General features: G+C 58.5%; 21 protein-coding genes. 7 read left to right on the top strand and 14 right to left on the bottom strand.

Annotated elements, in window-relative coordinates; all coding sequences use genetic code 11:
- Nucleotides 1–417: 417 nt before the first annotated feature.
- The 5 genes from PY311_RS04050 to PY311_RS04030 form a co-directional block, all read right to left on the bottom strand.
- Complete coding sequence (locus PY311_RS04050) at nucleotides 418–996, bottom strand: sortase (RefSeq protein WP_286147397.1); 579 nt, start codon at nucleotides 994–996, stop codon at nucleotides 418–420.
- Nucleotides 996–1,892: a Cna B-type domain-containing protein gene (locus tag PY311_RS04045; protein ID WP_286147396.1), complete on the bottom strand. Its 897-nt coding sequence runs from the start codon at nucleotides 1,890–1,892 to the stop codon at nucleotides 996–998. The genes PY311_RS04050 and PY311_RS04045 overlap by 1 nt, the downstream gene beginning before the upstream one ends.
- 15 nt (nucleotides 1,893–1,907) lie before the next feature.
- Entirely contained in the window at nucleotides 1,908–2,708 is an 801-nt protein-coding gene (locus PY311_RS04040; protein WP_286147395.1) for a class C sortase, read from the bottom strand.
- 19 nt (nucleotides 2,709–2,727) lie between these two features.
- A complete protein-coding gene (locus PY311_RS04035; protein WP_286147394.1) occupies nucleotides 2,728–4,485 on the bottom strand; it encodes an isopeptide-forming domain-containing fimbrial protein in 1,758 nt (585 codons plus the stop codon).
- Between the two features lie 446 nt (nucleotides 4,486–4,931).
- Nucleotides 4,932–5,471: a beta-class carbonic anhydrase gene (locus PY311_RS04030; protein WP_286147393.1), complete on the bottom strand. Its 540-nt coding sequence runs from the start codon at nucleotides 5,469–5,471 to the stop codon at nucleotides 4,932–4,934.
- Nucleotides 5,472–5,692: 221 nt separating this feature from the next.
- Between PY311_RS04030 and PY311_RS04025 the strand changes: the two genes are divergently transcribed.
- Together PY311_RS04025 and PY311_RS04020 are read left to right on the top strand one after the other, a co-directional pair.
- Nucleotides 5,693–8,080, top strand: coding sequence for a diguanylate cyclase domain-containing protein (locus PY311_RS04025; protein ID WP_286147392.1), 2,388 nt, complete (start codon nucleotides 5,693–5,695; stop codon nucleotides 8,078–8,080).
- A gap of 21 nt (nucleotides 8,081–8,101) precedes the next feature.
- On the top strand, nucleotides 8,102–8,458 hold the full coding sequence (locus tag PY311_RS04020) for an Hpt domain-containing protein (RefSeq protein ID WP_286147391.1): 357 nt from the start codon (nucleotides 8,102–8,104) through the stop codon (nucleotides 8,456–8,458).
- A gap of 95 nt (nucleotides 8,459–8,553) precedes the next feature.
- Here the strand turns inward: PY311_RS04020 and udk are convergent, their stop codons facing one another.
- A complete protein-coding gene (udk, locus tag PY311_RS04015) occupies nucleotides 8,554–9,168 on the bottom strand; it encodes a uridine kinase (protein WP_286147390.1) in 615 nt (204 codons plus the stop codon).
- A gap of 160 nt (nucleotides 9,169–9,328) precedes the next feature.
- Between udk and PY311_RS04010 the strand changes: the two genes are divergently transcribed.
- The 5 genes from PY311_RS04010 to PY311_RS03990 all read left to right on the top strand — a co-directional run bounded on the left by PY311_RS04010 (nucleotide 9,329) and on the right by PY311_RS03990 (nucleotide 13,983).
- The gene (locus PY311_RS04010) at nucleotides 9,329–10,264 is read left to right on the top strand and encodes an SH3 domain-containing protein (protein ID WP_286147389.1); all 936 of its coding nucleotides are present in this window, start codon (nucleotides 9,329–9,331) and stop codon (nucleotides 10,262–10,264) included.
- Between the two features lie 152 nt (nucleotides 10,265–10,416).
- Nucleotides 10,417–11,214, top strand: a complete 798-nt coding sequence (locus PY311_RS04005; RefSeq protein ID WP_286147388.1) for a YlmH family RNA-binding protein — start codon at nucleotides 10,417–10,419, stop codon at nucleotides 11,212–11,214.
- Between the two features lie 26 nt (nucleotides 11,215–11,240).
- Nucleotides 11,241–11,450, top strand: coding sequence for a DUF896 domain-containing protein (locus PY311_RS04000; RefSeq protein ID WP_286147387.1), 210 nt, complete (start codon nucleotides 11,241–11,243; stop codon nucleotides 11,448–11,450).
- Nucleotides 11,451–11,452: 2 nt separating this feature from the next.
- Nucleotides 11,453–12,892, top strand: coding sequence for an aminoacyl-histidine dipeptidase (locus PY311_RS03995; protein WP_286147386.1), 1,440 nt, complete (start codon nucleotides 11,453–11,455; stop codon nucleotides 12,890–12,892).
- A 107-nt stretch (nucleotides 12,893–12,999) separates the two neighbouring features.
- Nucleotides 13,000–13,983, top strand: coding sequence for a metal ABC transporter substrate-binding protein (locus PY311_RS03990; protein ID WP_286147385.1), 984 nt, complete (start codon nucleotides 13,000–13,002; stop codon nucleotides 13,981–13,983).
- A gap of 46 nt (nucleotides 13,984–14,029) precedes the next feature.
- On the opposite strand, the gene PY311_RS03985 is transcribed toward PY311_RS03990, so the two are convergent.
- Genes PY311_RS03985 through PY311_RS03950 form a run of 8 tightly spaced genes read right to left on the bottom strand, consistent with a single transcriptional unit; the run spans nucleotide 14,030 to nucleotide 25,598 of the window.
- Nucleotides 14,030–14,533, bottom strand: coding sequence for a type II secretion system protein (locus tag PY311_RS03985; RefSeq protein WP_286147384.1), 504 nt, complete (start codon nucleotides 14,531–14,533; stop codon nucleotides 14,030–14,032).
- Nucleotides 14,530–14,823: a type II secretion system protein gene (locus PY311_RS03980; protein ID WP_286147383.1), complete on the bottom strand. Its 294-nt coding sequence runs from the start codon at nucleotides 14,821–14,823 to the stop codon at nucleotides 14,530–14,532. The genes PY311_RS03985 and PY311_RS03980 overlap by 4 nt, the downstream gene beginning before the upstream one ends.
- Complete coding sequence (locus PY311_RS03975; protein WP_286147382.1) at nucleotides 14,820–15,518, bottom strand: hypothetical protein; 699 nt, start codon at nucleotides 15,516–15,518, stop codon at nucleotides 14,820–14,822. The genes PY311_RS03980 and PY311_RS03975 overlap by 4 nt, the downstream gene beginning before the upstream one ends.
- Before the next feature lie 20 nt (nucleotides 15,519–15,538).
- A complete protein-coding gene (locus PY311_RS03970) occupies nucleotides 15,539–22,603 on the bottom strand; it encodes a pilus assembly FimT family protein (protein ID WP_286147381.1) in 7,065 nt (2,354 codons plus the stop codon).
- A 22-nt stretch (nucleotides 22,604–22,625) separates the two neighbouring features.
- Nucleotides 22,626–23,165, bottom strand: coding sequence for a type II secretion system protein M (locus PY311_RS03965; RefSeq protein ID WP_286147380.1), 540 nt, complete (start codon nucleotides 23,163–23,165; stop codon nucleotides 22,626–22,628).
- Nucleotides 23,162–23,788: a hypothetical protein gene (locus tag PY311_RS03960; RefSeq protein WP_286147379.1), complete on the bottom strand. Its 627-nt coding sequence runs from the start codon at nucleotides 23,786–23,788 to the stop codon at nucleotides 23,162–23,164. The genes PY311_RS03965 and PY311_RS03960 overlap by 4 nt, the downstream gene beginning before the upstream one ends.
- A complete protein-coding gene (pilM, locus tag PY311_RS03955; protein WP_286147378.1) occupies nucleotides 23,785–24,801 on the bottom strand; it encodes a pilus assembly protein PilM in 1,017 nt (338 codons plus the stop codon). The genes PY311_RS03960 and pilM overlap by 4 nt, the downstream gene beginning before the upstream one ends.
- A gap of 11 nt (nucleotides 24,802–24,812) precedes the next feature.
- A complete protein-coding gene (locus tag PY311_RS03950; protein WP_286147377.1) occupies nucleotides 24,813–25,598 on the bottom strand; it encodes a prepilin peptidase in 786 nt (261 codons plus the stop codon).
- Nucleotides 25,599–25,665 lie beyond the last annotated feature (67 nt).

Genomic DNA, 25,665 nt, shown 5'->3' with positions numbered 1-25,665 from the left:
AGCAGTTTTTGTACTTAAAAAGTTCCGTTTTAGAGTAGTGTTCAAAACGATTACCCCTAAGTTTACCCCTAAAGCACATTTCTACGAAAAATTCTGTCAGGGAAATTTTTCTGGTGGAATTTTTTTATGCCTTCTGCCTTCTTTTACAAAAAATCATGCGTAATCTATTGCGGAAATTCGCATTTCTGTCTCGTTTATTCTTTTATATTTCTGCTTTCTGTATAATCGTGATTACTTCGTTTTGGGGGAATTTACTTTTCAAAAAGAACTTTTATTAAGACAACAGCGGGAGTGTTTTTGCACTCCCGCTGTCATTTATAGTCTTTGGTCGTTCGGCCTGCCGCTGTGCTTTCCACTCGATATATTCCCTCTACCTCGTAACGGAGTATCCCTATGTCACAGTCAATGGGCTTCTTTCTACGCAGCACGGCGGCAACGCACCGCGACGCGGCTTCTGCCTCCCGGTGTGCAGGTGAGCAGCGTCAGCCCCGGCTCCGACAATGCCTCGGTATCGCCGGGGCGCAGCCGCTCCTGCCGTTCCACAATGTAAAGCGTCCGCATCCCCGCCATATCCGTAAAATAGACCTCCGCCCCCGGCTCCAACTCCCACAGTCTTCCGAAATGGGCCGGGTAATTATGGGCAATGATGACAAAGCTCACCTCCCCTGCCGTGCCGCTGTACCGGCACGGCGTCCGTTTCAGCGCGGGATAGCTCCACTCCGCCGCCACAGGCAGGGTCAGGCTCAAGGTCGGCAGTTCTAAAAGCCCCAGATAGTCAGTGCTCTCTGCTTCCGCCTCCGGCGGTGCTTCGCTTTGCGGCTCCGGTTCCGCTTCTCTCGCGGTCCTTCGCCGCGAAATTTCCTCCGTCAGCTTCGCCGCCGTTTCGCCGGAAAAGTGCTCCGCCTGACGGGCTTCCCGCAGATTGTGCACCGTCAGCACAAGGGCAGCCAGCAAAAGCAGCACCCCCACTGTGCCGCTCCATTTTCCGCGCCCCATCACTTCCGCCGCCGGAGCCTAAAGGCTCTCAGTAGCAGCAAAAGTCCCAGCGCCGCCAATAGGATTGCGGGCCACCAGAGCTGCCCGGTCTGGGGCAGCAGGCCCCCCAGCGGCGCAGGCTCCTCGCCTGCCGCTTCCCCGGAGTTGGTCACGGTGAACAGCTCCCTCTGCCGGGACACGGACACGGTGTACCCCTCCGACACCTCCGGCTCCGTTACCTGCCAGCGATGTCCCGGCTCCAAGCCATTCCATGTCCGGCACCAGTGGTCATCCTCCGTTAAAATCACCTGCTCCCACAGGGCTCCGTCCCGCAGCAGCCAAAGCTCCACAGAGGATGGCCTCTCGGCCGGATCATCCCCCAGCCAGCGCTTCTCCACTCGCAGGGAAATTCTGCTTTCACTGCCTCCGCCGCCGGGTTCGTCACCGTCATCGTCCCATTCCCACTTTACATCGGCCCCGGCGCTTCCCCCACCGGTGACCTCCTCCAGCAAAATAACCGGGATATACGTTTTTCCATTCAGTGTGTGGCAGTCCCCCACTGCCAGATGCAGTCCGGGCTCCAGTCCCGCAAACGTGACTTGCCCGCCGTGGGTAACGCCCCGGGCTGTCGGCTGCTTTCCGGCGGCATACCCGGCCAGCGTTTCCGCCGCGTCCTTCCAGACGGAGGCACCGTCCTCCGGTCGGGGCAGCCGCACCCGGCAGTCATCAAAGGGCCCTGTCAGCGCGTAGCCCGCCGCCGTTGGTTCCGCCACACGGTAGATGGAAAAGGCCACACCGTCAAAGGCATAGCGCAGCGTCAGCGTTCCTCCGGCGGCATGGACGGTGCCGCAGAGCAGCAGCCAGACGGTCATCCACAGCACAGCGCAGCGCCAAAGCCGCCGTTTCTGTCTGTTCATACCGTCTGTCTCCTTTCATTTCTGCCGTTTCATGCGGCGCAGCAGCCACAAAATTGGGAATACCGCAGCGACCGGAATGCTCCACCATGCGAAGGACCTTTCCGTGTCGGCCTCCTCCGCCTCTACCCGATGTCCCCGCACCAGCAGCCGATGGCTGTTGACGCCGTAGGGCGTACAGGTATACAGTGTGACAAGGTCCTCTCCGGGAACGATTCGCAGCGGCGCCAGCTCCTCCGGCTCCGTCACTAAAATCTGGTCCACCTCATAATTCATATCCCGGTCCAGAATGTGCAGCGTAAAGCGGTCCCCGGTCTCCAGTCGGTCAAGGTCCGTAAAGAGCTTTGCTTTCGTCAGTCCGGTGTGAGCCGTGATGACGCAGTGGGTCCCGGAACCGCCGGTAGGCAGCGAGGTCCCCGGCCACCAGCCACAGCCGGATTGGAGCTGCTGCTCCTCCGTGCCCTGATAGATGGGCAGGTTCACATCGATTTTCGGAATCTCAATAGAACCCATCATGCCGGTCCCCAGCGGATTGAGACAGGCGGCAACCTGCTCCCGCTCCTCCGCAGTCAGGGCAAACTGCTCCGCCTTTTCCGCCAGCGCCATGTTATAGGCTTCTGCCGCCTGCCACAGCGCCGCGTTCTCCGCTTCGGACTGTCCCTGTGCGAATGTCTCCGCCGCCTGCGCGTATTGCCGCTGATAGTAGCGGTTGGACAGGGCGGGGTACAGCAGTACCACCGCCCCCGCCGCCAAAAGCAGAGCGGCCAGCCAACCCAGCGCACGGTCGCGAAGGCTCCGGGTCCGTTTTCGCCGCATCATGCCCTCTTTCCTTCAGTCCTTAGTTTTCAGCGTCCTCTTTCCTGCGGCGCAGCACCATAAGACCGGCAGCGCCGCCCAGCAGCGCCATGCCCGCCACGGTGAAGATCATGGTGCCGGGGCCGCCGGTGTGAGGTGTATCCACCACCGTACCGATCACCGTGCTGATACTGCTGGAGCCTTCGAGGGATCTTACATAAGCATCATTGCGGAGCAGATCGCCATTTATGGCATCGTCAACCACCTTCGCCGTATAGGATACCACAATGGGCGTCTTGCCAAGGTCATCCTTTGTGATTTTCCCGGCGTTGTAAAGCGCCGCTAAGTCCAGCGTGACGTTCAGGGTCTCGCCGCCGGAAAGGCCGGTGGTCGCCACCGTGTAATCTGCCGGGTCCAGAACCATGGTGTCGATGGTGACTTTGAGGTCATTATAATCGGACTCCAGCTTTTCGTTCATTTTATCGTGGAATACCAGCGTGTAGGGGTTCACCAGCTCCATGTCGCCGGCGGTGTTCATGCGGAGCAGGTCGGAGGGCACCGTGGAGTTCAGGGTAAACACCATGGTATCGCCGGGCTTTCTTTCACCGATGGAGGTCTGCCCGTCCGCCAGCTTCACCATGCCGGGCTGGCTGGACTTATCGTTGCAGACCGCCTTGAAGGTCACGCCGGTAACACCAGCTGCCAGCGCCCATAGCTGCGATTCCTTGTTGTATTGCAGCGTAACGCTGCGGTCGGTCTCCCCCTCCGCCGGAGTATGCACCTTGCGGGTGTCCGTACCGAAGGCTTCGACATAATTGGTCAGCTTCAGCGTCAGATTCACGGTGTAGCCGGAGGCATCGTCCCCCTGCACCGCGCCCAGCGTATAGCCGCCGGTCAAAAGGCCATAAGTTCCGTCATGGTGTTCATCCGGGAGGGTCTCACAGGTGACTGTGACAAAATCCGTACCGAGGATATCTTGAAGCTGGCTTTCCGTGGGGCCAGCGGGGCCGCTGCTGCGCTTGGGGCAGCAGCTACTCGGGTGCTTGCAACCGGACACGGTGCAGTAGCCCTCTGTGTCCTTGACGTGCATACATTCGTTGTCGTCATCGCAGAAACCATCGTCATCGGTATCATTATGATGGTGATTCTGCTTCCACACCGCGTAAATCGTCTTGTCTGCACTCACGGTAATCGTACCGCCGCCGTGATAAGCGGCAGCCGCTGCATCGGCAGAATCCGCCCAGCCTAAAAAGGTATGGTCATCCCAAGTCGGCACACTGGTGGAAATCGTAAATGTGGCCGAGCCGGTACTGCTTTTTGCTGTCTGTGCCGCAGGTGCGCCGCTGCCGCCATTGGCGTTATAGGTAAGAGTGTAGGTCACCTCTGCCGAGGCGGGCCGCTTCGCCACAAGGTAAATGGTATAGGTTGTCTGCGTGGCAGTTGTGCCGGTGTAAGTGGTAAGGACCGTCGGATTCGGTTTTGCTTCCTTGGCCCATCCAACGATTTCCCAGCCAGAATCCACCTTTGCTTTTGCGGTCTCTACCTGTTCTCTGATTTTGGAACAGGCTATGGAATGGTTATAGCCGCTGTGGCCTTCACTATACTGGCAGGTATATGGTTCGTCCCAACTAATGCCATAGCTGTATCCAGCGCCAAACGAAGAATCCACATACAAAATCTGAAATTTGCAGGTTTGCTGTTCGTGGGACTCCAGTGCCGCCAGCGCGGACACCGACAGCAGCGAGCATACCATCACCGCTGTCAGGAAAAGGGACAGGAATTTTGCCATCCGTTTTCTCATAAAACCTTGACCTCCTTCAATTTTCGTGCGTTTCCGGCAGGGCTGTGCACCTGTCCCGCCTCTCATCGTGAGTATAATCTCCCCTGCCTGTCAAATGCTGGAAAAACGTGTCGCCGCGCTTTTGTTTTTTTGTAATTTTTAAAGTAAAAATCGTCTACTTTCATCACATTTCAAGCATTTCCCGTCACTTTTCTGTTTTTCGCCAAAAAGAGGCACGGAGCGAATGCTCCGTGCCCGAGATTACCTATAGAGTGATGAACTTTCTGAAAGGGAAAGGAAGGGTGTGCGCGGGAAACCCAAGAGGGGTGTCCTGCGCTATTTAAATTGACCGTTTTCAGAGCTTTTTTAAGTTCTGAAAACTTACTCAGCGGGGAGAAAAAACTTTTCGACACGCTGAGGCACGGAGCGAATGCTCCGTGCCTCTCTTTCCCGTGTTTGATTTTTGTTTACTGCGCTGTCAGCTCGCCGGTCTTCGTGTTAATGACATAGCCCTTGATAACAACATCCTTCGGCATCAAGGGGTGGTTTCGCAGCAGGTCCACCGTCTCCGCCACGGAGCTCTCCACGCAGTCAAAGCCTCGGAGCCACTCCTCAAAGTCGATGCCGCAGTAGCGCATCATGTCGATATGGTCCTGAGACACGCCCCGCTGAATGAGGTGGCGGATCATCATGTCGGCGTTGATGTGAGCCACGCCGCAGTCCGTGTGACCAATGACCATGACCTCCTCTACCCCCAGCTCAACAATACCCACCAGCAGGCTGCGTACCGCGCTGTCAAAGGGGCCGGTAATCATGCCGCCGGCGTTTTTGATCATCTTCACATCGCCGTTGCGGATACCCAGCGCCGCCGGAAGCAGCTCCACCAGCCGGGTGTCCATACAGGTCAGGATGGCGATTTTCTTATCCGGGTACTTGCTGGTCTGAAATTTTTCGTAAGCGCCGCTTTTCACAAATTCCCGGTTGTATTCCAGCAGTTGTTCGATCATAACAAGCTCCTTTGCACGTTTTTTTCATCATATCGGATTTTTTCCGCCATTTCAACCCTTCTGCCGCAATTCGACCCGCGAAATTTCTGGAAGCGTCAATCTTCGTTTTCTGTGGAATTAAATTGACAGAATTTTCACGGACTGTTATAATTTTTTTGTTATGGATTCGTATGAACTGACGGACAGCAGCGCAAAACCGCTGCCGGAATGGAGGACTGTATTTGAACAATCTGCAAACGCTGCTGATCGTGGACGATTCGCAATTGAACCGGGAGCTCCTGATGGAGATTCTGGGTACGGATTACCGCTATCTTCAGGCGGAGGACGGTCAGCAGGCCATTGATATCCTGCGCGGAAATCCCGCCGTTGACCTGATGCTGCTGGACATGGTCATGCCGGGGCTGGATGGCTGCGGCGTTCTGGAGATCATGCAGCGCTATCACTGGCTGGATGAGATTCCCGTGATCGTCATTTCCGCCGACCAGTCCGACGCCTTTATGGACCGGGCCTACAGTCTGGGCGCTACCGACTATATTCACCGCCCGTTCCACACGCTGGTGGTCCGCCGCCGGATAGAGAACACGCTGATGCTCTATGCCAAGCAGCGGCGGCTGACAAGCCTTGTTTCCCAGCAGGTATTGGATAAAGAAAAGCTCAGCAGTATGCTGCTTGGAATTTTTGGCAGCGTGGTAGAAGCCCACAACGGCGAAAATAACCAGCACATTCTCCGCGTCCGCACCATTACGGAGGCTCTGCTGCACCAGCTTGCCAAGGAAACGCCCCGCTACCGGCTGACGGAGGAGGAAATCATCCGCATCGGCATGGCCTCCGCCCTTCATGACATCGGCAAGAGCCGGGTGCCGGAGGCGATTTTGAAAAAGCCCGGTCCACTGACCGCGGAGGAGCGGGCCATCATGGAAACCCACACCACCGTCGGCGCCGCCATCATCAAGGACCTGCCTGCGTGGCAGGATGACCCGCTGGTAAAGACCGCCTACGATATCTGCCGCTGGCACCACGAGCGCTGGGACGGCAACGGCTACCCCGACCATCTCAAGGGCGAGGCCATCCCCATTTCTGCGCAGGCGGTGTCCCTTGCGGATGTGTATTCCGCGCTGACCGCCCAGCGGCCCTATAAGCCTGCCCTGAGCCATGAGACCGCCATACAGATGATTCGGGACGGAAAATGCGGCAGCTTCAATCCCCTGCTTTTAAAATGCCTGACCGACATCTCCCCCCAGCTTGTGAGCCAGCGTGATCTCATGCTGGGTGACCGGAATGATGTGCAGGACTCCCTGCGCCTTTCCAACGAGCTTTTGAAGAGCGATGGAGAGGACAACATTCTCTCCGGCGGCAAATCGCTTCTCCAGCAGACGCTGGAGGCAGAGCGGGAAAAGACCGCCTTTTACGCGGCTCAGTGCGGCGGCGTTCAGTTTGACTATAACATTCCCAGCAGACAGGTCCGTGTGGTGGATTGGTTCCAGCCGCCGGACAGCCGGGAGCGGACTTTCAGTATTGACGCGCCGGACCTTCAGGACCTCATGTCGCTGGAGGACCTGCACAAGCTGTGGACACTTGCCAAGGAGGCCACACCCGAGGACCCGGAGCGCAGCATGGACGTCTATCTCACTGTGCGGCTGACCCGGTGCCTGTTCCGCCTGACCGCCCGTGTTATCTGGTCCCATGGTGCGGACCCGCAGCCCCTGAGCGTTATCGTGCAGTTCTCCGACCTCAAGGGCGAGGCTGTCCGCCGGGGTACGCTGTCACTGCGGACGCAGGGCGACGCCTTCAATATCGTGAGCACCACGCTGCGTGAGCTGAAGGATGTTTTCGATATCGTCCGGCTGGTGGACCCCGCCAATAACTGTGTCCTGCGGCTCAATGAGGATGGCAGTCTCTCCCCCGGCGGCGCCTGCACCTCTATCTGGGGCCGGAACGAGGTCTGTGAAAACTGCATTTCCGCCAAGGCCATGAAGCTCAAGACCCGGCTGTGCCGGCTGGAATTTACGGAAACGGACATTTTCCATGTCACCGCGCAGTATGTGGAGCTCAACGGCCAGCCCTGTGTGCTGGAGCTGATCTCCAAAATAGATAACGGCCGCTGGCTGGATAGCGGCGATAAGCGCCTGCTGCTGGAAAACGCGCAGGCCCCCTCGGATGACAGTGCGCAGACCGATACCCTCACCGGCGTCCGCTCCCGCTACTATCTGGAGCAGACGCTCGGCGGCCAGGTGGAGGTGGACGGTGTGGCCCTCATTGACGCGGACCTGTTCAAATCCGTAAACGATACCTACGGACATCAGGCGGGCGATGCCGCCCTCCGCACCATTGCAAGTGTCATTTCCTCCTGTGTCCGCAGCAGCGATATTCTCATCCGCTACGGCGGGGACGAATTTCTGCTTCTCTTCCCCCGTATTCCAAAAGCCACCTTCCAGCTTCGGCTGGAACAGATTTGCAAGGCGGTCAGTGCCGTCTCCGTGCCGGATTACCCGGAGCTGCGCCTCTCCGTCACTGTCGGCGGGGCCTACGGCGTCAAGCCGCTGGACGAGGCCATCCGGCAGGCGGACCGGCAGATGTATCGCAGAAAAGCACAGCGGGCGCAGCCATGAGCCGCGCCGGAAAGGCGCTTCATGATGGATTTAAAGGAATTTTACGCCCAAATCGGCGGCAGCTTTGACGCGGTGCTCTCCCGTCTTTGCAGCGAGAGCTTCGTCCGCAAATTTGTGCTGCGCTACAAGACCGACCCCACCTTTGAGCAGTTGAAGGCCGCTGTAGCCGTCAAGGATTGGGAGAGCGCCTTCCGCGCCGCCCACACGCTGAAGGGCGTTGCTCAGAATCTGGATTTCGGCGATCTGGGCCGCAGCGCCGCCGCCCTGACGGAAGCCCTGCGGGGACCGAAGCCTTTGGAGGACTACAGCCTGTACGAATCGGTGGTTCAAGCTCAGACCGCGCTGACAAACGCCATTTCCGCGCTGGAAAACGGCTGAACCGCATTTCATAAAATAAAATCCCGGCTGACGAATATCAGCCGGGATTTTGCTATATTCCGTTCAAAATCTGCGTGCGGGATTCATTTTTGCGCTTACGGCGCGTCGATATGCGCCTGAATGCGCTGCATGATCATCTCCAGCGCCACCAGATTGCGCCCGCCCTCCAAAACGATGATGTCGGCGAACTTCCGGCTGGGCTCCACATACTGCTCGTGCATGGGCTTGACGGTGGTGAGGTACTGCGTCACCACGGATTGCAGCGTCCGGCCCCGCTCCTCCACATCCCGCAGAGCGCGACGGAGAATACGGACATCCGCGTCAGTCTCCACGAAAATCTTGATGTCGAACATATCCCGCAGCGTCGGGTTCTGGAAAATCAGAATGCCCTCTACAATGATGACCTTTGTGGGGAATATTTCCACCGTCTCGTCCGTCCGGTTGTGGTCCACAAAGGAATACACCGGGCATTGGATGGACCGCCCCGCCTTCAGCTCCTTCAGGTGCTCAATGAGCAGGTCGGTATCGAATGCGTCGGGGTGATCGTAGTTTACCCTCGTCCGTTCCTCATAGGTCTTGCCGACCTGCCGCTTATAATAGCTGTGGCCGATGACCGTGACCTCCGGGCCAAAGTGCTCCTTCAGGTGCCGGGTCAGGGTTGTTTTACCGGAGCCGGTGCCTCCGGCGATTCCGATCAGAATCGTGCTCATAACGGGACCTCCGTTTTTCCTGTTTTTTTATCATTATAGTAACTCCCCGCCACGAAAGCAAGGAAAAGTATGAAATTCCTGTGAAATCGACAGACCCATACTTGACGAAATGACGAAAAAACAGTATTATGTAAATTAACAAAGAATGAGGAGGCCACCCATGGCGATGAAGCGCTGCCCCGACTGCGGGGAAAAATACTCCGATACATATAAATACTGCCCCTTCTGTGAGGAGGAGGAAATTCTGAAAAAGGGAAAAACCGGAGGGCGCCGCGCCCGACAGGAGCGCAGCTTCAGTCTTCTGACCCCGGTTTTGGTGATTTTGATTCTGCTGATGGCGGGACTTTTGATTTTCCTGCTGCGGGGAGACAAGCAGCCCACCGCGGCCAAGGACCCCATTACGCCCCAGCCCGGCGTGGTCACACCGGTCACACCCGACGAGTCTGACACAGCGGAGCCGGGTACGGACGAGCCCGACACGGAGGACCCCGGCGTAATGCCCGATGAGCCGGATGATACCACCACTACAACAGCGCCGAATACCGGCAGCGAGACTGACGACTATGAAAAGGCCATGGCTCTGCCGGACGGTCTGACCCTCAGCACCTCGGATTTCACCATGAAAAGTGTGGGCGAGACCGCCTCGATCCGGGTCTCCGGCGGCAGCGGCAGCTATACGTGGATCAGTGAGGACGATGGCATTGCCTCTGTGGACAGCACCGGCAAGGTCACGGCCATCTCCAAGGGCACCATCAACATCGTTGTCACGGATGGCAGCAAGAAGGGCGTGTGCATCGTGCGCTGCAATGTCAGCGGCACGGCCGCTCCCGCCGCGCCCACCACAACAACCAACACCGGCAACAGCACCTCCGGCAGTCTGAAAACCGGCAGCGGCGTTGTGACCAATGCCGCAGGCGGCGTGAATGTCCGCCCCAGCGCCGGTACGGACGGTTCCCCCATTGCCTCTTTGAAAAACGGTGACAAGGTGCAGATCGTGTCCAGCGCCGGAAACGGCTGGTATCAGATCACGTTCTCCGGCCCCGGCGGCGCGGACGTCACCGGCTACATGAAGGGCGATTACTTGACCAACAGTTGATAGCTTATACAGCATTCCCGGGTGCAGAGCGCCCGGGAATGTATTTTTTAACGGGCGGCCGCCCTTGCTATTTCCCAAGGGCCGTGGTAAAATGAGGCTCTGCATGAAGGCCTATGGCCCTTATGCAAAAAATCACACGAAGGGAGCCGTAAATGGACAAAAGCAAGCTATTAGACCAGTGCGGCGCTCTTGGTGACGATCGGCTCCTTCTGGCCCGGGTACTGGACCGCGCGCGGCAGGCGTCAGAACGGAACGTTCCCGCCGCCACGGATTTTCTCAGTCCCGCGCAGCAGGCCATGGCAATGGATATGCTCCGAACCGCCGGAATTTCCGACACGGCCTATGTCCGGCTGGGGGGCTACGATGACGCGGAGCGGGCGCTGCTCCTGTTTCTGCCGGACTGGCTGGACGCCGCGGACGCCGAAGGTCAAAGTCCCATCCGCTGTCTGCGGGCGCAGTTCCGGGCGGATGAAAAGCTGACGCATCGAGATTTTTTAGGAAGTCTCATGGGAATGGGCATCATCCGGGAAAAGCTGGGCGATATTCTGGTCAGCCCTGACAGCGCCGACCTCATGGTGCTGGACACCGTGGCGGATTTTCTTCTCCAGAGCTGGAACACGGCGGGCCGCGCCCGGCTGAATGTCTCCGAAATCGAGCCGGGACACCTCCACATTCCGGAGGTCCGGTGCGAGGAGCGGCGGGACACCGTTTCCTCCCTACGGCTGGACGCCGTGTGCGCCACGGGCTTCCGCATGGCCCGGGGTAAGGCGGCGGCGCTGATTGAGAGCGGCCGTGTTCAGCTGAACTGGCGGGAATGTACAAAGCCGGATCGCCAGGTCTCCGCCGGGGATACCGTGTCCGCCCGGGGCTTTGGAAAATTTGAGCTGACGGAGATCGGCGGCCTTACAAAAAAAGGCCGCATCCCCATTACCGTCAAATGCTATCAATAAGCGGGACACCGCGGAACGGAGTCAATATGGAGCAAAAGCAGATCGACCGAATCAATGAACTGGCGAAAAAGGCCAAAAGCCCGGAGGGGCTGACCGAATGGGAGGAAATGGAGCGCGCCGCGCTGCGGCGGGAATACATTGACTCCGTATTGGGTAGTCTGAAGGGCCAACTGGACCATACCTATATTGTAGATAAAAAGGGCAATAAAACAAAGCTGAAGAAAAAAGGAGAATAATTATGGCAGTTTTATCCAATTTAGAGCCGAAGCGGGTCTTTGAAATTTTTGAGTCTCTGACGTCTATCCCCCACGGCTCCCGGAACACCAAGGCCATCAGCGATTGGTGCGTGAAATTCGGTGAGGAGCGCGGACTGGAGTGCCATCAGGACGCTGCCAACAACGTGATTCTCATCGCTCCCGCCACCCCCGGCTATGAAAACGCCCCTGCCGTGATATTGCAGGGCCATCTGGACATGGTGTGCGAAAAGGATCCCGGCTGTGCGAAGAATATGGAGACCGAAGGGCTGGACCTCTTTGTGGAGGGCGATACCGTAGGCGCCCGAGGCACCACGCTGGGCGCGGATGACGGTATTGCCGTTGCCATGGCGCTGGCCGCACTGGAAGATAAGACCCTGCAGCACCCCCGTCTGGAGGCCGTGCTGACCACCGATGAGGAAATCGGTATGCTGGGCGCTATGGTGATGGATGTATCCCCCCTTCAGGGCCGGCAGATGCTGAACATTGACGCTGATACCGAGGGAATGTTCATTGTAGGCTGCGCCGGCGGCTGTCAGGTCACCAACGCCCTGCCGGTCCACCGGGCACATTTTGCGGGCGAGACCCTTGCCATCAAGGTCTCCGGCCTTGTGGGCGGCCACTCCGGCATGGAGATTGGCACCGGCCGCGCCAACGCCAACAAGCTGCAGGGCCGCCTGCTCCGCGCTGCCTGCGGCGCGGCGGACACCCGCCTTGTCTCCGCCGCCGGCGGCGCTAAGGACAACGCCATCTGCGCCGCCTCCGAGACGGTCATCGTCACGGCGGACGCCGCAGCGGTCCGCGCCGCTGTGGAGGAGTTGACCCGTGCGCTGAAGCGGGAGTATCGCGTTTCCGACCCCAACCTCAGCGTGAACGTGGAGACCGCCGAGGCACAGTGGGCCCCTATGGACGCTGAGAGCACCCGGCGCGTTGCGACGCTGCTGACCTGCACGCCCTTCGGCGTGCAGACTATGAGTCAGGATATGCCGGGTCTTGTGCAGACCTCCCTGAACCTTGGCATCATGTACACCGATGAGGACCGTCAGGTGCTCCGGGCCTCCATCCGCAGCAGCGTTGCCACACAGAAAAAGGCCGTGCTGGATCAGCTCATCTGCCTGACGGAGCAGTTGGGCGGCACCACGGAGGCCGAGGGCGACTATCCCGGCTGGGAGTATATGCCCCAGTCCCCCTTGCGGGAGCGCATGGTGGAGGTCTACCAGGAGCAGTACGGCAAGGAACCCACTATCAAGGCCATGCACGCCGGTGTGGAGTGCGGCTTGTTCAGCGAAAAGCTGCCAGGGCTGGACTGCGTTTCCTTCGGTCCGGAGCTGTCCGATATCCATACGCCCAGAGAGCGGATGCACATTGCCTCCGTCCAGCGGACTTGGGAGCTGGTGAAGGAAGTTCTCAAGCGCAGCAAGTAAGCCTCAAAGCCACAGCACGCCCTCGGCAAATTTTGCCGGGGGCTTGCTTTTTTGGTGCCGTTGTGGTATCATATTTGAAAATCATTCTCAAATTGCGAGGAATTTCTGTGAAAAAGCTATTGATTGTTTCTTTACTGCTCTCTCTGCTCACCGGCTGTGCACCAGCATTGGCTCCGACCCCAACAAAGGACACCGGCCGCCTGCAAATCGTGGCTACCGTCTTCCCTGCCTATGATTTTGCCCGTGCCGCCGCCGGAGACCTGGCGGATGTGCAGCTCCTGCTCCCTCCGGGGACGGAGAGCCACTCCTATGAGCCCACCCCGGCGGACATTTTGGCCGTGCAGAGCTGCGACCTGTTCTTGTACCTTGGCGGCGAATCGGACAGTTGGGTGGAAACGATTTTGGACGCAGCGGAGCCCACAGGCACCACGCTTGCCATGGTCGACTGCGTAGAAACGCTGGAGGAGGTCCACGCGGAAGGGATGCAGGAGGAGATCGGCCATCATCACGAGAATGAGGACGCGCATCACCATGAGGACGAAGACCATCTCGGCGGCGTGACGGAAATCGACGAGCACGTTTGGACCTCTCCCGCCAATGCCGCCGCCATCACCCGGCAATTCGGGGAAGCGCTGGCCGCGCTGGACAGCGCCCACGCCGAGCAGTACCGGGCCAACGCCGAGGCTTACGCCTCCCAAATCAACGCGCTGGACGGTGAATTTCATGATTTCTTTGCAGGCCTGCCGGACCGCACCATCGTATTCGGCGACCGCTTCCCGCTGCTGTACTTTGCAGAGGAATTTGATTTGAACTACTACGCCGCCTTCCCCGGCTGCTCCACCCAGACAGAGCCCTCCGCCGCCACAGTGGCTTTCCTGACGGATAAGGTCCGCACGGAGCACATTTCTACCGTCTGGTACATTGAGTTTTCCAATCATCTGGTGGCGGACGCCATTGCCGAAGCGGCGGGTGCCGACACCGCCATGTTCCACACCTGCCATAATGTCACGCCGGAGGAGCTGGCTGGTGGCGAGACCTATGTATCGCTGATGAAACAAAATCTGGAGCGCTTAAAGGCGCACATGGGCTGAGCATTCAAAAAGACCTGAGACCGCAAAAGCAGTCTCAGGCCTTTTTCTATATGTCCGATTCTGACGTGTTCAGCTTTTTCACCTGAAAGTCCATGCCTCCGGCTAACCGCTGTCCCTTTTGGTTACTGATCTCCATGGAGACCGTAAAGAGCCGTGAGTCCTTATTATAAGTCATGGTCAGACTGCTCACTGTAAGGTCCCGTGGGTAGGCACCGGAGCCCAGCAGGCTTTTTCCGCCCAGCATCACTTTTCCGTCCTCCGTAAGCTGAAACGCCTCACCGCTGCCAGTGCCGATACCCTGCGCGAATATTTGGGTGATGGTGCCATCCTCCGCCGTTTCCACTGTTCCGCAATAGCGCAACTTATCACTGATGACTGTTGTCAGCGTGGAGTAGAGGACCTGTGCCTCCGACGCCTCCATATTCGCCCGGTAGGTTGTCAGCGCCAGATTGACGCCCACCAGCACCAGCGCGGTGGACATCATCAAAATCAGCACGGCGCACAGCAGCTCCATAAAGGTCATGCCCCGGCTGCTTTTCAGTCTGCTCATATCCCCGGCCCCCCATCATAATAGAGGTAACCGTTATTTTCGTACAGCGTCACGGTCTGTAAGCCGCTTTTAATGCCATCAAGCGAAACGGAGCCCTGAAGCTCGACCCTTGCATTGTCAGTGCTTTCCGCCTCATACCGAAAAGAGACATCCGTATCCCGCACCTTGGCGTTGAGCCTTGCCGCCGTGGTGGACGCCACGGCCAGAAAGGCAAAGGTCATGGTCAAAATCAGCAAGGAGACCAGCGACTCGATCAGGGTCTCGCCCCGATTGTCCTTCAGCCTGTTCATGCTGTCCCCTCCTGTACCTCTCCGCCCTTGGTGATGACATCATTCTTCCATTCGATCGAAGTGGTCATGATATGCCGCCGCTCCCCCAATTCTACGGAGCCTTTCCACTCCTCGCTCCATGTCCGATAGCCCGTGAGCTTCAGCGTCATGCGGCAGTCATCGCCATCCGGCAGATAAAATACCAGCGTAAAATCGGCGGCAGTTGTGTTCGTGGATATTTCACCCTTGTCCGTCATGGAAAAATCGACCTTCACCGGCCGTAAAACCTCGTCCGTTCCCTGAGGGGTGACCGTAAGCGTAATTGTGTCATGACGCTCGCTCTGCTGCCAGTTTCCGTCCGCCTGAATGCAGGACGCCAGCCATGCACCCATAACGCCCATAGCTTCAGCCTGCGTTGTCACAATCACTGGCTCGCTCTCATGGCTACCGGTCACGTTGCCTCCCTCGTCATAATCATAGGTGTAGGTCACGGTTTCTGTCCGGGTATATTTCGCGCCTTTGAGACCGCTTCGCAGCAGCTCTGCCGCAGAGCTGACCGTCAGGTAGTTCTGCTGGGCCTCCCGGTCGCGGCTCAGGTGCCGAGCCGCGCTGGAAACCGCAGTCAGGATGACCACGCTGACCATCGTTGCCAGCAGGAGCAGCAGGAGGGCCATCAGGAGCGATGCGCCCCGCCTGTCGCGCAGCTTATTCATCATACCCAAGGCCCTCCTTTCTCTCATTTGTAAACAGCCTGAAATATTACGTCACCCGTCAGGGGAAATACAAATCCTGCGGGATATTCCGGGGAATCGGGCGTATCGCCATTGTTCCTGCGCCAGTACAGAAAGCTCTGTATTCCCGCATTGCCTGGCTTCGGAAGTGTGACGGTATCGCCCTTCACAATCACGTTTTCCGTCTTTTCACTTGTCTCCTGCCCCGTGATGTAGGTCACACTATGCAGCAGCGGCGGCCGGATTGTATACTCGACGCCCTCAAATGTAAGGGTCTTGCCGGAGCGCTGGTCCTTCAGCACAACGGACAGCGTAACCTCGCCCTCGCTCTTGCCGAAAAGCTGAAGCGGCAGCACCGTGTAGTCCCCGGAGGTCTGCTTCGCACCGGGCAGTACCCAATACGTACCGTTCGTATTGCCCGGCGCTACCTCCACCGGGGAGGTGCCGCTCTGCACCGTGACACTTTCCACACTGTAGTTTGCAAGGGCCGCGTCCGTGCCCTGTGCGTAGAGGAACAGCGTTTCCTCGCCGCAGGCCGGTGCATTCTCTGCAAATGTTGTCACCTCTGCGGGCTTCTCTGACCAATCAAAACCAGCAAAACCGGTGGCAGTCTCTTTCATCAGCTTGCCCTGCCAATAGCGCCCGTCGGAGGTGACGCCCAGAATACCCTGCATCCGGACGGAAACACTGCGAATCGTGCTGGCACTGAATGTACCGACACCGGGAAGCTCACAGTCCACCTGAAGCGTCAACGCAGCGTCGCCCTCACTGTTTCCCTGAATTTCCACCATTGTATCGTCCTTGATGACGGCAGAGGCCACAGTGGGCGCACTGCTGGTCACGCTCCATTTTGCATAGGGCAGCGACTTCCCCAGCTTGTCCTGCGCCATGAGCTGCATCGTTGCCGCTTCGCCCACGTAGCAGTTAACATCCTCGATGTTCGTGGAAACGGTGATCTCTGCCGTGACCGTTAACAGCAGCCGCGCCTCATAGGTGCTGCCCTGATAGTCGATCTTGGCCGTGACCTCGGTGGCTCCGGGCTTCAGGCCCTTCAGCGTAACGTCATAGCTCTTTTTATCTGCGTTCCATACGGCGGAAACCTGCACAATGGCAGCGTCCGTATACTCGAAGTTCACCTGCGGCACATCCGAAATTCCCAGCTCATAGGGCTTCAGCTCCATCTGAATACTGCTGCCCGCCGCCCTGTCCTTGTAATCGGCGATCAGGTCCATGGAGGCAATGCCCTTGGACCAGAATAATCCGTGCAGCGGCCAAGTGCCGTAGTGCAGGTTCATGGTCTGTCCCTGCTTTTCCTGCCGCAGCACCGTAGGGAAGGGGAAGTCCTGTCCCAGCAACGCGTCCGTGCTGCCGGGAAAACTGTACTTGCCGTGGACCGGGATATTGTTCCCCTGCGCGTCCTGCTCCTCGGTGGTGACCCAATCGTAGGCCGCCTCGCTGCCGGTGCGGCCGTTGTTCAGCGCGTCCTTGAAGCTGCCGAACGTCTTGTTCAGGCCGTTTGCTGTTTGGATATTGGCATCTCCAATTCGCTGGGCCATCTGGTCATAGGTCAGACCCGTCAGGCCCTTGACCTCAGAGCCATACTTGACACTGGTTTCCCACAGGTATCTTGTCAGGTAGCTCATATTGCCTTTGAACATGGCCTCCTGCACATCCGGCTTATTATACAGCAGTGTATACATGGAGTTTGTGTTATTCGGATTATAGGTCTTGGACGCCTTTGCAAAGGATGCCTGATCCTTGATACTCTTGAGGTAATAGCAATTTTCCACAGTATATGTGGTATACTTATAGCGGTCCGCCGTGCTGCCGATAAGAGAGATGGCCGTAATAGTTCCCTCCATATCCGGCAGATTGATATAGGTATAGCAATTATAGAATTTCGGCGCACCGTCAGCACTGGTATTGTTCACACCCGTGAAGTTCTGGAAATTGGCGGAGAAGCCGCTGCCGCCGATACCGCCGATAAACACGTAGGTCGCCGGGTTGGCATTGCTGCCGTTGCCGGCGATGGGCCATTTGACCTCCACGGCCTCGCTGCCATCGGCAAAGTGCGTATTGTCGCTGCCCCAGGACCCGGTACGCACCCGTTCCTTCAGCGTTTCCTTGGAAACGGTAATCTTACCGCCGGTGTAGCAGTCCGTGGCCTTGTCCCGCAGGCCGCCCACAAGGCCGCCCACGCGGATAAAGTTGCCGTACCTCGCCGCGTTCAGACCACTGTCATTTCTCCAGATATGGGTGCAGTTGACCTGAATATCCACCACGGCGGAACACTGCTTCAAATCCAGATTGGACACACCGATGAGGCCGCCCACCACCGCCTCGCCCAAGCGCAGGAGATTTTTACTGTTGTCCTGAATGACATAGCCCGCAATAGCGCAATTGGTGATCACGCTGCCGGGGTCATTATGGTAGCGATACGCAATCCCCACAAGACCACCCATGGCATATGCGCACTGGTAGCGCATAATGTCGCTCTCGCCCCCGGAGTTTCCCCAGTCCGACTGCTCCGTGCGTCGCTGAATCACAGCGTTATTATCGCTGTAGAGCACGATGTTGCGGATATCCGCACCGGCGGTGGTGCCGAACAGGCCCACATTGTAGCAGGGAGATTCGATGTTCAGGTTCTTGATATAGTAGTTCCCACCGTCATAGCTACCGCCGAACCAGTTATAGAGCACCATGCTGTAGGAGTTGTTTGTTGTGATATGGTCTACGGCGCCGGCAATGGGATAGAACTGCCGGTTGTTTTCCTGCTTTTCGGCCTTCCCCGCTTCTTGGTTCGCGCCGTTGAGGTCATGGGTCTGCTGCCAGCTCTGAGCCGGGCGGTTCCGCTCCGCGTCCGTCCGCGTCTGCTTGGCCGTGCCGGTGCTGTTGGTATATTGCAGATACGGAAACAGCTTGTAATTGTTCTTTGTGACAAGGCGGGTGGCCGAGCCTGTGCCATCCACATAGCTCCAGTTGATGAATTGGAGCTGGTCCGCAGAGCGGATTTGATAGGCAAGCCCCTTTCCGTCCGTCTCCGGCGTACCGGGTTGGATATTGTCCTCCGCGCCGGACGTGCCGGTTCCGCTCATGTAGTTGAAGGCATTGCCAAAGAACGGGCAGACAGAATACCTGTAAGTGTATGTTCCGACAGTGAGCGTCCATTCCGCGTTCCGCTCATCCGCTGAGAGCAGACGCAAACCGTTTTCGCCGCTTTCAAAGGCGGTAAAGGTATAGCCGGGAATCTGCTCCCGCAGCTTTTCGCTGATTTCGGAAACCGCAGTTGTCCCCGCGCAGAATTTACTGGTGGTGAATGCAGGCTTTGTCTGCCCATCCTTCCAGTAATAGCCGTAGCCGAACCGGGTAATGACGCCGCCGTCATCGTGGGTCTCGCAAAGGCTCTCGCCCCGCTTTTCCGCCGAACCATCAAAGCCGATGTAGGAAATGTGATAGCCGTTGTTGGCGCCGCCGGTCTCGTATTCCCAATAGAACACGCCCAGTTTGCCAAGGTCGGATTCCATCACCCAGTCGCCGTAGTGGACATAATCTCCCGCCGCGTTGGTCACGCTGCCGGGGTAGGGGTAATTTTCCTCGTCCGTAGCGGCATGGTCATAGCTGGCGGACACCGTTCCAAAGCCGCCGATTTTCTGCCCGGACAGCTTTTCATCCGTGACCGGCTGCGCCCCCGAGCTGTCCGCTGCGTCATACAGCGCCACGCTGCCCCGGAAGGCGTAGGTTCCTCCGTTTAAGTAATAGCAGTCCCGCACAATGCCGCCCACGGTAAAGCCCCTGGTCTCCGCGCCTGCGGAGATCATGGACACCGCGCAGTAGCTATTTTGAATCGAGCCGCCGTTTTCCGCCGCAAAGCCGGCCAGCGTCACGCCGCCGCCCTTGATTTCCTCAATATTGACCGCGCCGGTGACATAGCTCTGGCGAATCTGGCCGCTGCTGTTGCCGACAAGGCCGCCCACATACAGCTTGGCATAGGTGCTGGCGGCGTACAGCAGCGGAAATTCCGCGCTGCACCCCCGGATGCGTCCGCCCAGATTGCTGCCGACAAGGCCGCCCGCGTACACGGCACTGGCGCTGTACGCCTGCACCTGAAGCTGATACCCGGCCACGGCGCAGTTTGTGATTGTGCCGCTGTTTACACCGGCCAGTACGCCGATGTACGCCGTTTTCATCCGTGCGGACATCCGCAGCATCGGCCCGGACGCATCGGCCGCCACCGCCTGTGTCAGCACGATATCCCGCAGTTGTCCCCGGTTATAGCCGAACAGGCCCATATACGTCCCGTTGTCGGTAAAGCGCACGCCGGTAATGGTGTGGCAGCCTCCATCGTATTCGTGGATAAAGGACAGCGCCTCCGATTCGCCAATGGGCGGCTGGGTAGTGACCAGCGTGCCGAGCGCCATATAGTGCGCCCAGTCATAGGCAGAATAGTCGATATTCAACTCCTGTGCAAAGGAAGCAATCTCGGAGATGGTATCCCGGTAATCGCTGTAATAGCGGCTCAGGTTGTTGAGCTGGCGGGCCGTGCGGATACTGATGGTCTGCTCCGCCGTTTTCTCAATGACTGCCGCGCCCTCCACCGCCGTTTTCGCGAAATGCGGGTTAAAGGAATACGTCCGCTCATTGCCAATGGCGGTGATATAGTAATTGTCCACAGCGCCAGCGGTCTCAAGGTCTTCTTTACTAAAGCGCAAAAGCTGATACGTCCGTCCGTTTGCCTGAACGGTCACGGCATTTGTTCCATTCAGCGTAATCTCTTTTTTCGTCTGAACGCCCTTGACCGTATAGTTCAGCGTCACGGTCAGGCTCGCGGGTGGGACAGTTCCCTCGTAAACGGCGGCATAGCCATCACCCAACACCGCTTTTGTATCCTTCAGAGTGTCGATATTGCCGCCGTAGAAGCCGTAGCTTCCATCCGCATAGTATTCGTAGTAGGCCAGTGCGCCGGACTCAAACTCTGCCTTCCAATCGCCGTAATGCGGCAGATTTTTCAGCCGGGGGAACGTGTAGCTGCTAAGGCCGCTGACCTTCAACTCGTAGCGGACGGTGTTCAGTCCGCTGGTTTCATCGGTAAAGGCATCGCCCAGTTCCGCCGCAGCCTCTGTGCGGTTCGCGCTGGTCCATGTCCGGCTCGCGCCCAAGACAACATTTTCCTCACCGTTGCAGAGATAGTATACCTGACCTGCTGCGCTGCCGCCGGTCACGGTGGAATATGTCAGCTTACCGTCCGTATCGTAGCCGCCCTCCGCCCTTTCCGTCATGAGCGCGCAGGCGGTATACACATTGGTCAAGCTGGCGCGCATTCCCGCAATGCCGGCGGTCTGATCCGCTGTCAGGAAACCGGCGGCATAGGCGTCCTCAACCTTGAGCGTGGCCGTGTCGATGCCCACGCCCACAAGGCCGCCTGCAATACCTTGCGAGCCCTTTTCCAGCGTCAGGTAGCAGTCCGCGTAGCTGTGGGTCACAGACAGCTTACCGTCTACCCGGCCCACAAGACCGCCTACGGACATCACGCCTGCGGCAGTGGTAGCGGCAAAGCTGTTTTGAATCTCCGCGCTGCCGCCCGCTTCAATTCTGCCGACCAATCCGCCGGTATCGCCGCCCTGCAGCCACTGCTTGTTCCGGTTCGCGTCGGGCCCCACATGGCCGTGGCTGCGGCTGAGGTAGACCTGACAGTTCTCCAGCGTCAACGCTCCGTTCACGCACCCCACCAGCGCGCCTACCGCGCTGGAAGTAGCCGTTTTACCTGTCACATTCGCGCCGGAAAGCCGAATATTCTTCAGCAGCAGCATTTTCCCGGCGGAAGCCGACTGAATGAGCCCCGCATCGCTGGCGACGTCCACCGGCAGGTCATAAATCACCGGGTAGACCCCCGTCGCGCTGCCGGTCTCCGCGCCTTCGAGCTGCTCCAGATTACTGTTGCGGACAGGCGTAAAGCCGAGATCGCCGTAAAGCGCTTTCCACTCATCGTCCGCGTCCCCGGCAAAATCAATGTCCCGGGTCTGGACCGCCTTGGTGATATCCTCCGACAGCTCAGATGCCTGATCCAAATTCTGAAGGTGCCGCGCATAGCGCAGCTCCGCCGTATCTCCGTCCTTCAAATCGGCAAACAGACTGTTGGTGGTCACCGTACAGGAGCCCTTGTCCACCAGCGGATTGTCGCTGGTCACAGTCACGGTGATCTTCAGATTTTTGCCCGGTGTCAGTCCATGAAAGCGGGTCTGCTTCGCAAAGCGCATTCCCTCCTCTAAGCTGTCCAGCGTCATGGTGGCCACATAGTTGGGCGCATCCCATTTCACCTCATCGACGGAGAAAGGCACCACCACCGGGTCGCCTGTCTCCGCTCCCGTGGCGTCCAGCTCCCAGATACGCGCCTGGAAGCTCAGCGTCATTCCCTTCAGGGGGCAGATGACCCGGAGCTGCAAATGGTCGGTATTGATGATCTCCGCATACGGCTCCAGTGTGCCGGTGGTCTCTATCTCCACGGTGTCGCCGCTGTAATAGCCCACCTGCGCGCCATCACTGATACGGTAGGCCCGGCTGCGGAGCCGGTCAAATTCCGATGGGCTGTACCGCTGTGCCATGCCGCTGCCGCCGTAAAACACGGCGTAGACGCTGCCGCCCTTGGGATCGTATTCCACCACCCAGTCCGCGTTCCACAGCTCATCGTCCGCCTGTCCCTCCGGGAACAGGTCTGCGGCGGCACAATTTTCTTGCAGTTTGTCCGCCGAGGTCACATAACACAGCGTATTTTCCCCGATGTTGGAGTCCGTGTTGCCCCAAGGCTCCAGCCCCAGCTTGTTAATGCCACGATCTCCATCCCGTGTCCACGCGTACAGTGACTCCATTCCGGCTGCCTGAAGCTGGGTCATGCGGTTCTGCACAGCAGTGAACACCAGCTCCGCCTTGCTGTCCAGCTCCTGCTGGCGGAACTCCTTCTGGTACTTGGAAATAGGAATCATGGCAAGGGCAAACAGAACAACAAGAATCGCCACGGTCAGCATGACCTCTGCCAGCGAAAATCCACGGTTGTCGAATCTGTTTGCCCTTTTCATCGTCATATTCTCCTTGTATCTGTTACTGACGAACCTCAAAATACGTGATGACCATAGCGGTCTTAACGCCGCTCTCTCCCCTTCCCGTTTCCGTCTGAATGCTCAGATTGGAGATCTTGTTCATGTAATCGCTGCCGCTCAGCGCGTCTAAAATGGCGCGGCTTTGAGTGTAGGTCGCTGTGGTATAGCTCAGGGAGATAGGTCGGAGAACGATATAGTCCTCCTCTGTGGTCCCCGCGCTGAAATCCAGAGAATACTCCTGCGCGGAGGCCAGAATCCGGTGCAGCTCCACCATCAGCGCCTTACTGTTGTCATAGGCGGGGATGGGCTTGACGTCACCGCGCTGCCGCAGCTCCGCCACGGCAGACTCCATTTTCTTCAGCTGCTCGGCCCGCACCAGCTCCGTGGTCAGCTCCGTCTGCTCCTGCTCGGTGCTGTCCCGGTAGGCGGCCACCTGATCGTTGATGGGCTCAAGAATGAGCTTATAGTAGCCCAAGGCCATCACCAGTACGCTCAGGATCAGCAACATGACCTTTTCCCGGCCTGTCAGCTCCCGGTTCATTCCTCCACCTCCCTGCACAGCGTAATGCTCACGGAGAAGCTCAGAATCGAAGCGGGATGCTCCTTTTCCGTTTCCGCCATGTTCAGCTCCACATTTTCTACAATGGGACTTTCCCCGATTTTCTGGAACATTTGGGAAATCTGGTCCAGGCTCATGCCGGACATGGCGACCACCGCCTGATTATCCCGAATCAGAACGGAGGTGACTGTCCCCTGTGACTGCATATCCCGCTCGATAAGGTCTAAAACCCGCTGGCGGTCCACGGCGGCATACAGCGCCGCATTGGGACTTTCCGAATCCACGGCGTCATTCATCCAGTCCGTAGAATAGGTGCGGTATTCCGCCAGCACCCGGTCATAATCCTCCAGCGCGGTCTCCACCGCCGTATACTGGCTGTGGACCTGCTCATAGGCCCGCTGGGCCTCCGTGAGCCGCCGGTACTGGTCGATTACGCCGAATTTGGCGGCCGCGCCTGCCAGCACGCAGATGAGCACGCCGCCGATAATGAGCGTAGTCAGTTCCCGGGTGCGGTCCTCCCGCATATTCATATTGATGCCGCTCTTGCGGGGATAACGGCCATGGACCCGGACCGGCTGGGTCCCCTTTTTCTCTTGCTCGTTCATCGTTTTCCTCCCCGGAAGCTCTCAAACACACCCGCAATGGCCCGCAGGTACAGCCATGGCTCCTCCTCCGGGCGCTGCTGCTCCGGCAGCAGGTCTGTTGCCGGATGGACCTCCAGCCGGGTGGTCTCGGCAATGGTCTCCCGCAGCGCCGCGATGCCCGCGCCGCCGCCGCAGAGATACAGCTCCTTCAGCTCCCGGTCCCGGTTGTTGTAATTGTAGAAATTCACGGCCCGGACGATCTCGCCCGCGAGACGGGCATAGAGCTCCTGGGCGTAATCGGATTCCAGCACGCCGTTATAGTCGCTGTTCTTATAGCTGTGGGCCACATGGACGTCCACGCCGCAGTGGTCGGCAATGAGGCTGTCCAGCTCCGCGCCGCCGACCTCCACGCCCCGGCGGCTGTCAAAGCGGCTGCCGTGGAAAATGTAGAGATATGTACTGCGGTGACCAAGGCTCACGATGCAGCGGTCGGTATCCTCACCGCCGTGATGGGCGATGTGCTCCTCCAGCAGCGCGCTGTAAGCGCTCTCGTCCGGCGTCAGCACCCGCTGGCGGAAGCCCGCCCGGCGGAACATGGCCCGGTATTCCTCCACGGAGGATTTCAGCATGGCGCAGGCGAACAGCTCCATCTTTTCCGGCTGCCCGTCCGAGCCGTTCAAAATACCCTGCATGGAATAATCAAAAAAGTAGCGGTTCTTTTCCTCCGTCAGAAAATCCCGGAATTCATAGGGCAGGTTGTAGCGGAGCTGCTGCTCCGTCATCAGCGGCAGCGTCACGGAGCGCACAAAGCGGTCGCCGGTGTTCAGCACCATGGCGGCGTTCGTCAGGGGGATGCCGTGGCCCTTGGCCATGTCCCGGATAAAATCTGCCATGGCGTCCATGGACAAAATTCTCCCGTTTGAGACCATGGCGTCCGGCAGCTCCGCCGTAATGGCGCGCTTGAGCTCCCTGCCGGAGAAATATACCATTTTTACGCTGTTTTCGCCAATGTCAAAGCCAACGAGCTTCCCCATATATCAACCTCTCACATTCCAAAAAGACTCAGATACCATTGGAGGACCCTGTCCCCCGTCAGCAGCGTGACCCACGCCGCCGCCGCGATGGACGGTCCCCACGGAATCGGCGCATCCCTCCGGCCGGAGGCCAGCCCCGCGCAGATGCCCAGCACACAGGCCAGCAGCAGGCATAGAAGATTTCCCATCCAGCCGAGATACAGCCCCGTCAGGGCCAGCAGCTTCAAATCGCCGCCGCCCATGGCCTCCCGGCCCATGCGCTTTTCCATCATGAGCACCACCGCCAGCAGCGCTCCCGGCACGGCAAGGCCGCCCAGCGCGCCCTGTATCAGCCGGTGCAGCGGCTCCGGCTCCCACACAAGGAACACGATAAACACCCCGGCGCCGAACAGTAAAAATCGGTCGGGTATGATGTACCCCTCCAGATCCGCGAACGCGCAGGCCAGCAGCACGCAGGCCAGCAGCCACGCCTCAAGGACTTGGAGCGAAATATCATACTTCAATAGAGCGCTGACAAACATCGCGCCCCCTGCCACTTCCCCCCACACATGGCGGGCGGAGAGCTTTGCGCCGCAGTAGCGGCATTTTCCCCCGGAGCACACATAGCTCAGCACCGGCACAAGGTCCCGCACCCCCAGCACATGGCCGCAGACGTCGCAGTGGGACCGGCCCCGGAGCACGCTTTCGCCGTGGAGCATCCGCCACGCCAGACAGTTCAAAAAGCTGCCCATGCACGCGCCCAGAAGCGCGGCCATTGCGCAGCAGTAAACAGTGATTGGCAGGGACAGACGCAGCATAGGTTCTCCTTTTCCATGCCTTTACCCGGGGCATGGCCGCCAACCCCCGGCCGCGCCCCGGATCAAG

Source organism: Neopoerus faecalis (genome assembly GCF_029218125.1).
Lineage (GTDB): Bacteria > Bacillota > Clostridia > Oscillospirales > Oscillospiraceae > Oscillibacter > Oscillibacter faecalis_A.
The sequence above is the reverse complement of the archived record's forward strand: the minus strand, read 5'-3'. Positions and strand labels throughout refer to the sequence as shown.

Coding starts and splice junctions, on each gene's coding strand:
- PY311_RS04050 (WP_286147397.1), bottom strand. CDS start 996: ATGGGGCGCGGAAAATGGAGCGGCACAGTGGGGGTGCTGCTTTTGCTG.
- PY311_RS04045 (WP_286147396.1), bottom strand. CDS start 1,892: ATGAACAGACAGAAACGGCGGCTTTGGCGCTGCGCTGTGCTGTGGATG.
- PY311_RS04040 (WP_286147395.1), bottom strand. CDS start 2,708: ATGATGCGGCGAAAACGGACCCGGAGCCTTCGCGACCGTGCGCTGGGT.
- PY311_RS04035 (WP_286147394.1), bottom strand. CDS start 4,485: ATGAGAAAACGGATGGCAAAATTCCTGTCCCTTTTCCTGACAGCGGTG.
- PY311_RS04030 (WP_286147393.1), bottom strand. CDS start 5,471: ATGATCGAACAACTGCTGGAATACAACCGGGAATTTGTGAAAAGCGGC.
- PY311_RS04020 (WP_286147391.1), top strand. CDS start 8,102: ATGATGGATTTAAAGGAATTTTACGCCCAAATCGGCGGCAGCTTTGAC.
- udk (WP_286147390.1), bottom strand. CDS start 9,168: ATGAGCACGATTCTGATCGGAATCGCCGGAGGCACCGGCTCCGGTAAA.
- PY311_RS04010 (WP_286147389.1), top strand. CDS start 9,329: ATGGCGATGAAGCGCTGCCCCGACTGCGGGGAAAAATACTCCGATACA.
- PY311_RS04005 (WP_286147388.1), top strand. CDS start 10,417: ATGGACAAAAGCAAGCTATTAGACCAGTGCGGCGCTCTTGGTGACGAT.
- PY311_RS04000 (WP_286147387.1), top strand. CDS start 11,241: ATGGAGCAAAAGCAGATCGACCGAATCAATGAACTGGCGAAAAAGGCC.
- PY311_RS03995 (WP_286147386.1), top strand. CDS start 11,453: ATGGCAGTTTTATCCAATTTAGAGCCGAAGCGGGTCTTTGAAATTTTT.
- PY311_RS03985 (WP_286147384.1), bottom strand. CDS start 14,533: ATGAGCAGACTGAAAAGCAGCCGGGGCATGACCTTTATGGAGCTGCTG.
- PY311_RS03980 (WP_286147383.1), bottom strand. CDS start 14,823: ATGAACAGGCTGAAGGACAATCGGGGCGAGACCCTGATCGAGTCGCTG.
- PY311_RS03975 (WP_286147382.1), bottom strand. CDS start 15,518: ATGATGAATAAGCTGCGCGACAGGCGGGGCGCATCGCTCCTGATGGCC.
- PY311_RS03970 (WP_286147381.1), bottom strand. CDS start 22,603: ATGAAAAGGGCAAACAGATTCGACAACCGTGGATTTTCGCTGGCAGAG.
- PY311_RS03965 (WP_286147380.1), bottom strand. CDS start 23,165: ATGAACCGGGAGCTGACAGGCCGGGAAAAGGTCATGTTGCTGATCCTG.
- PY311_RS03960 (WP_286147379.1), bottom strand. CDS start 23,788: ATGAACGAGCAAGAGAAAAAGGGGACCCAGCCGGTCCGGGTCCATGGC.
- pilM (WP_286147378.1), bottom strand. CDS start 24,801: ATGGGGAAGCTCGTTGGCTTTGACATTGGCGAAAACAGCGTAAAAATG.
- PY311_RS03950 (WP_286147377.1), bottom strand. CDS start 25,598: ATGCTGCGTCTGTCCCTGCCAATCACTGTTTACTGCTGCGCAATGGCC.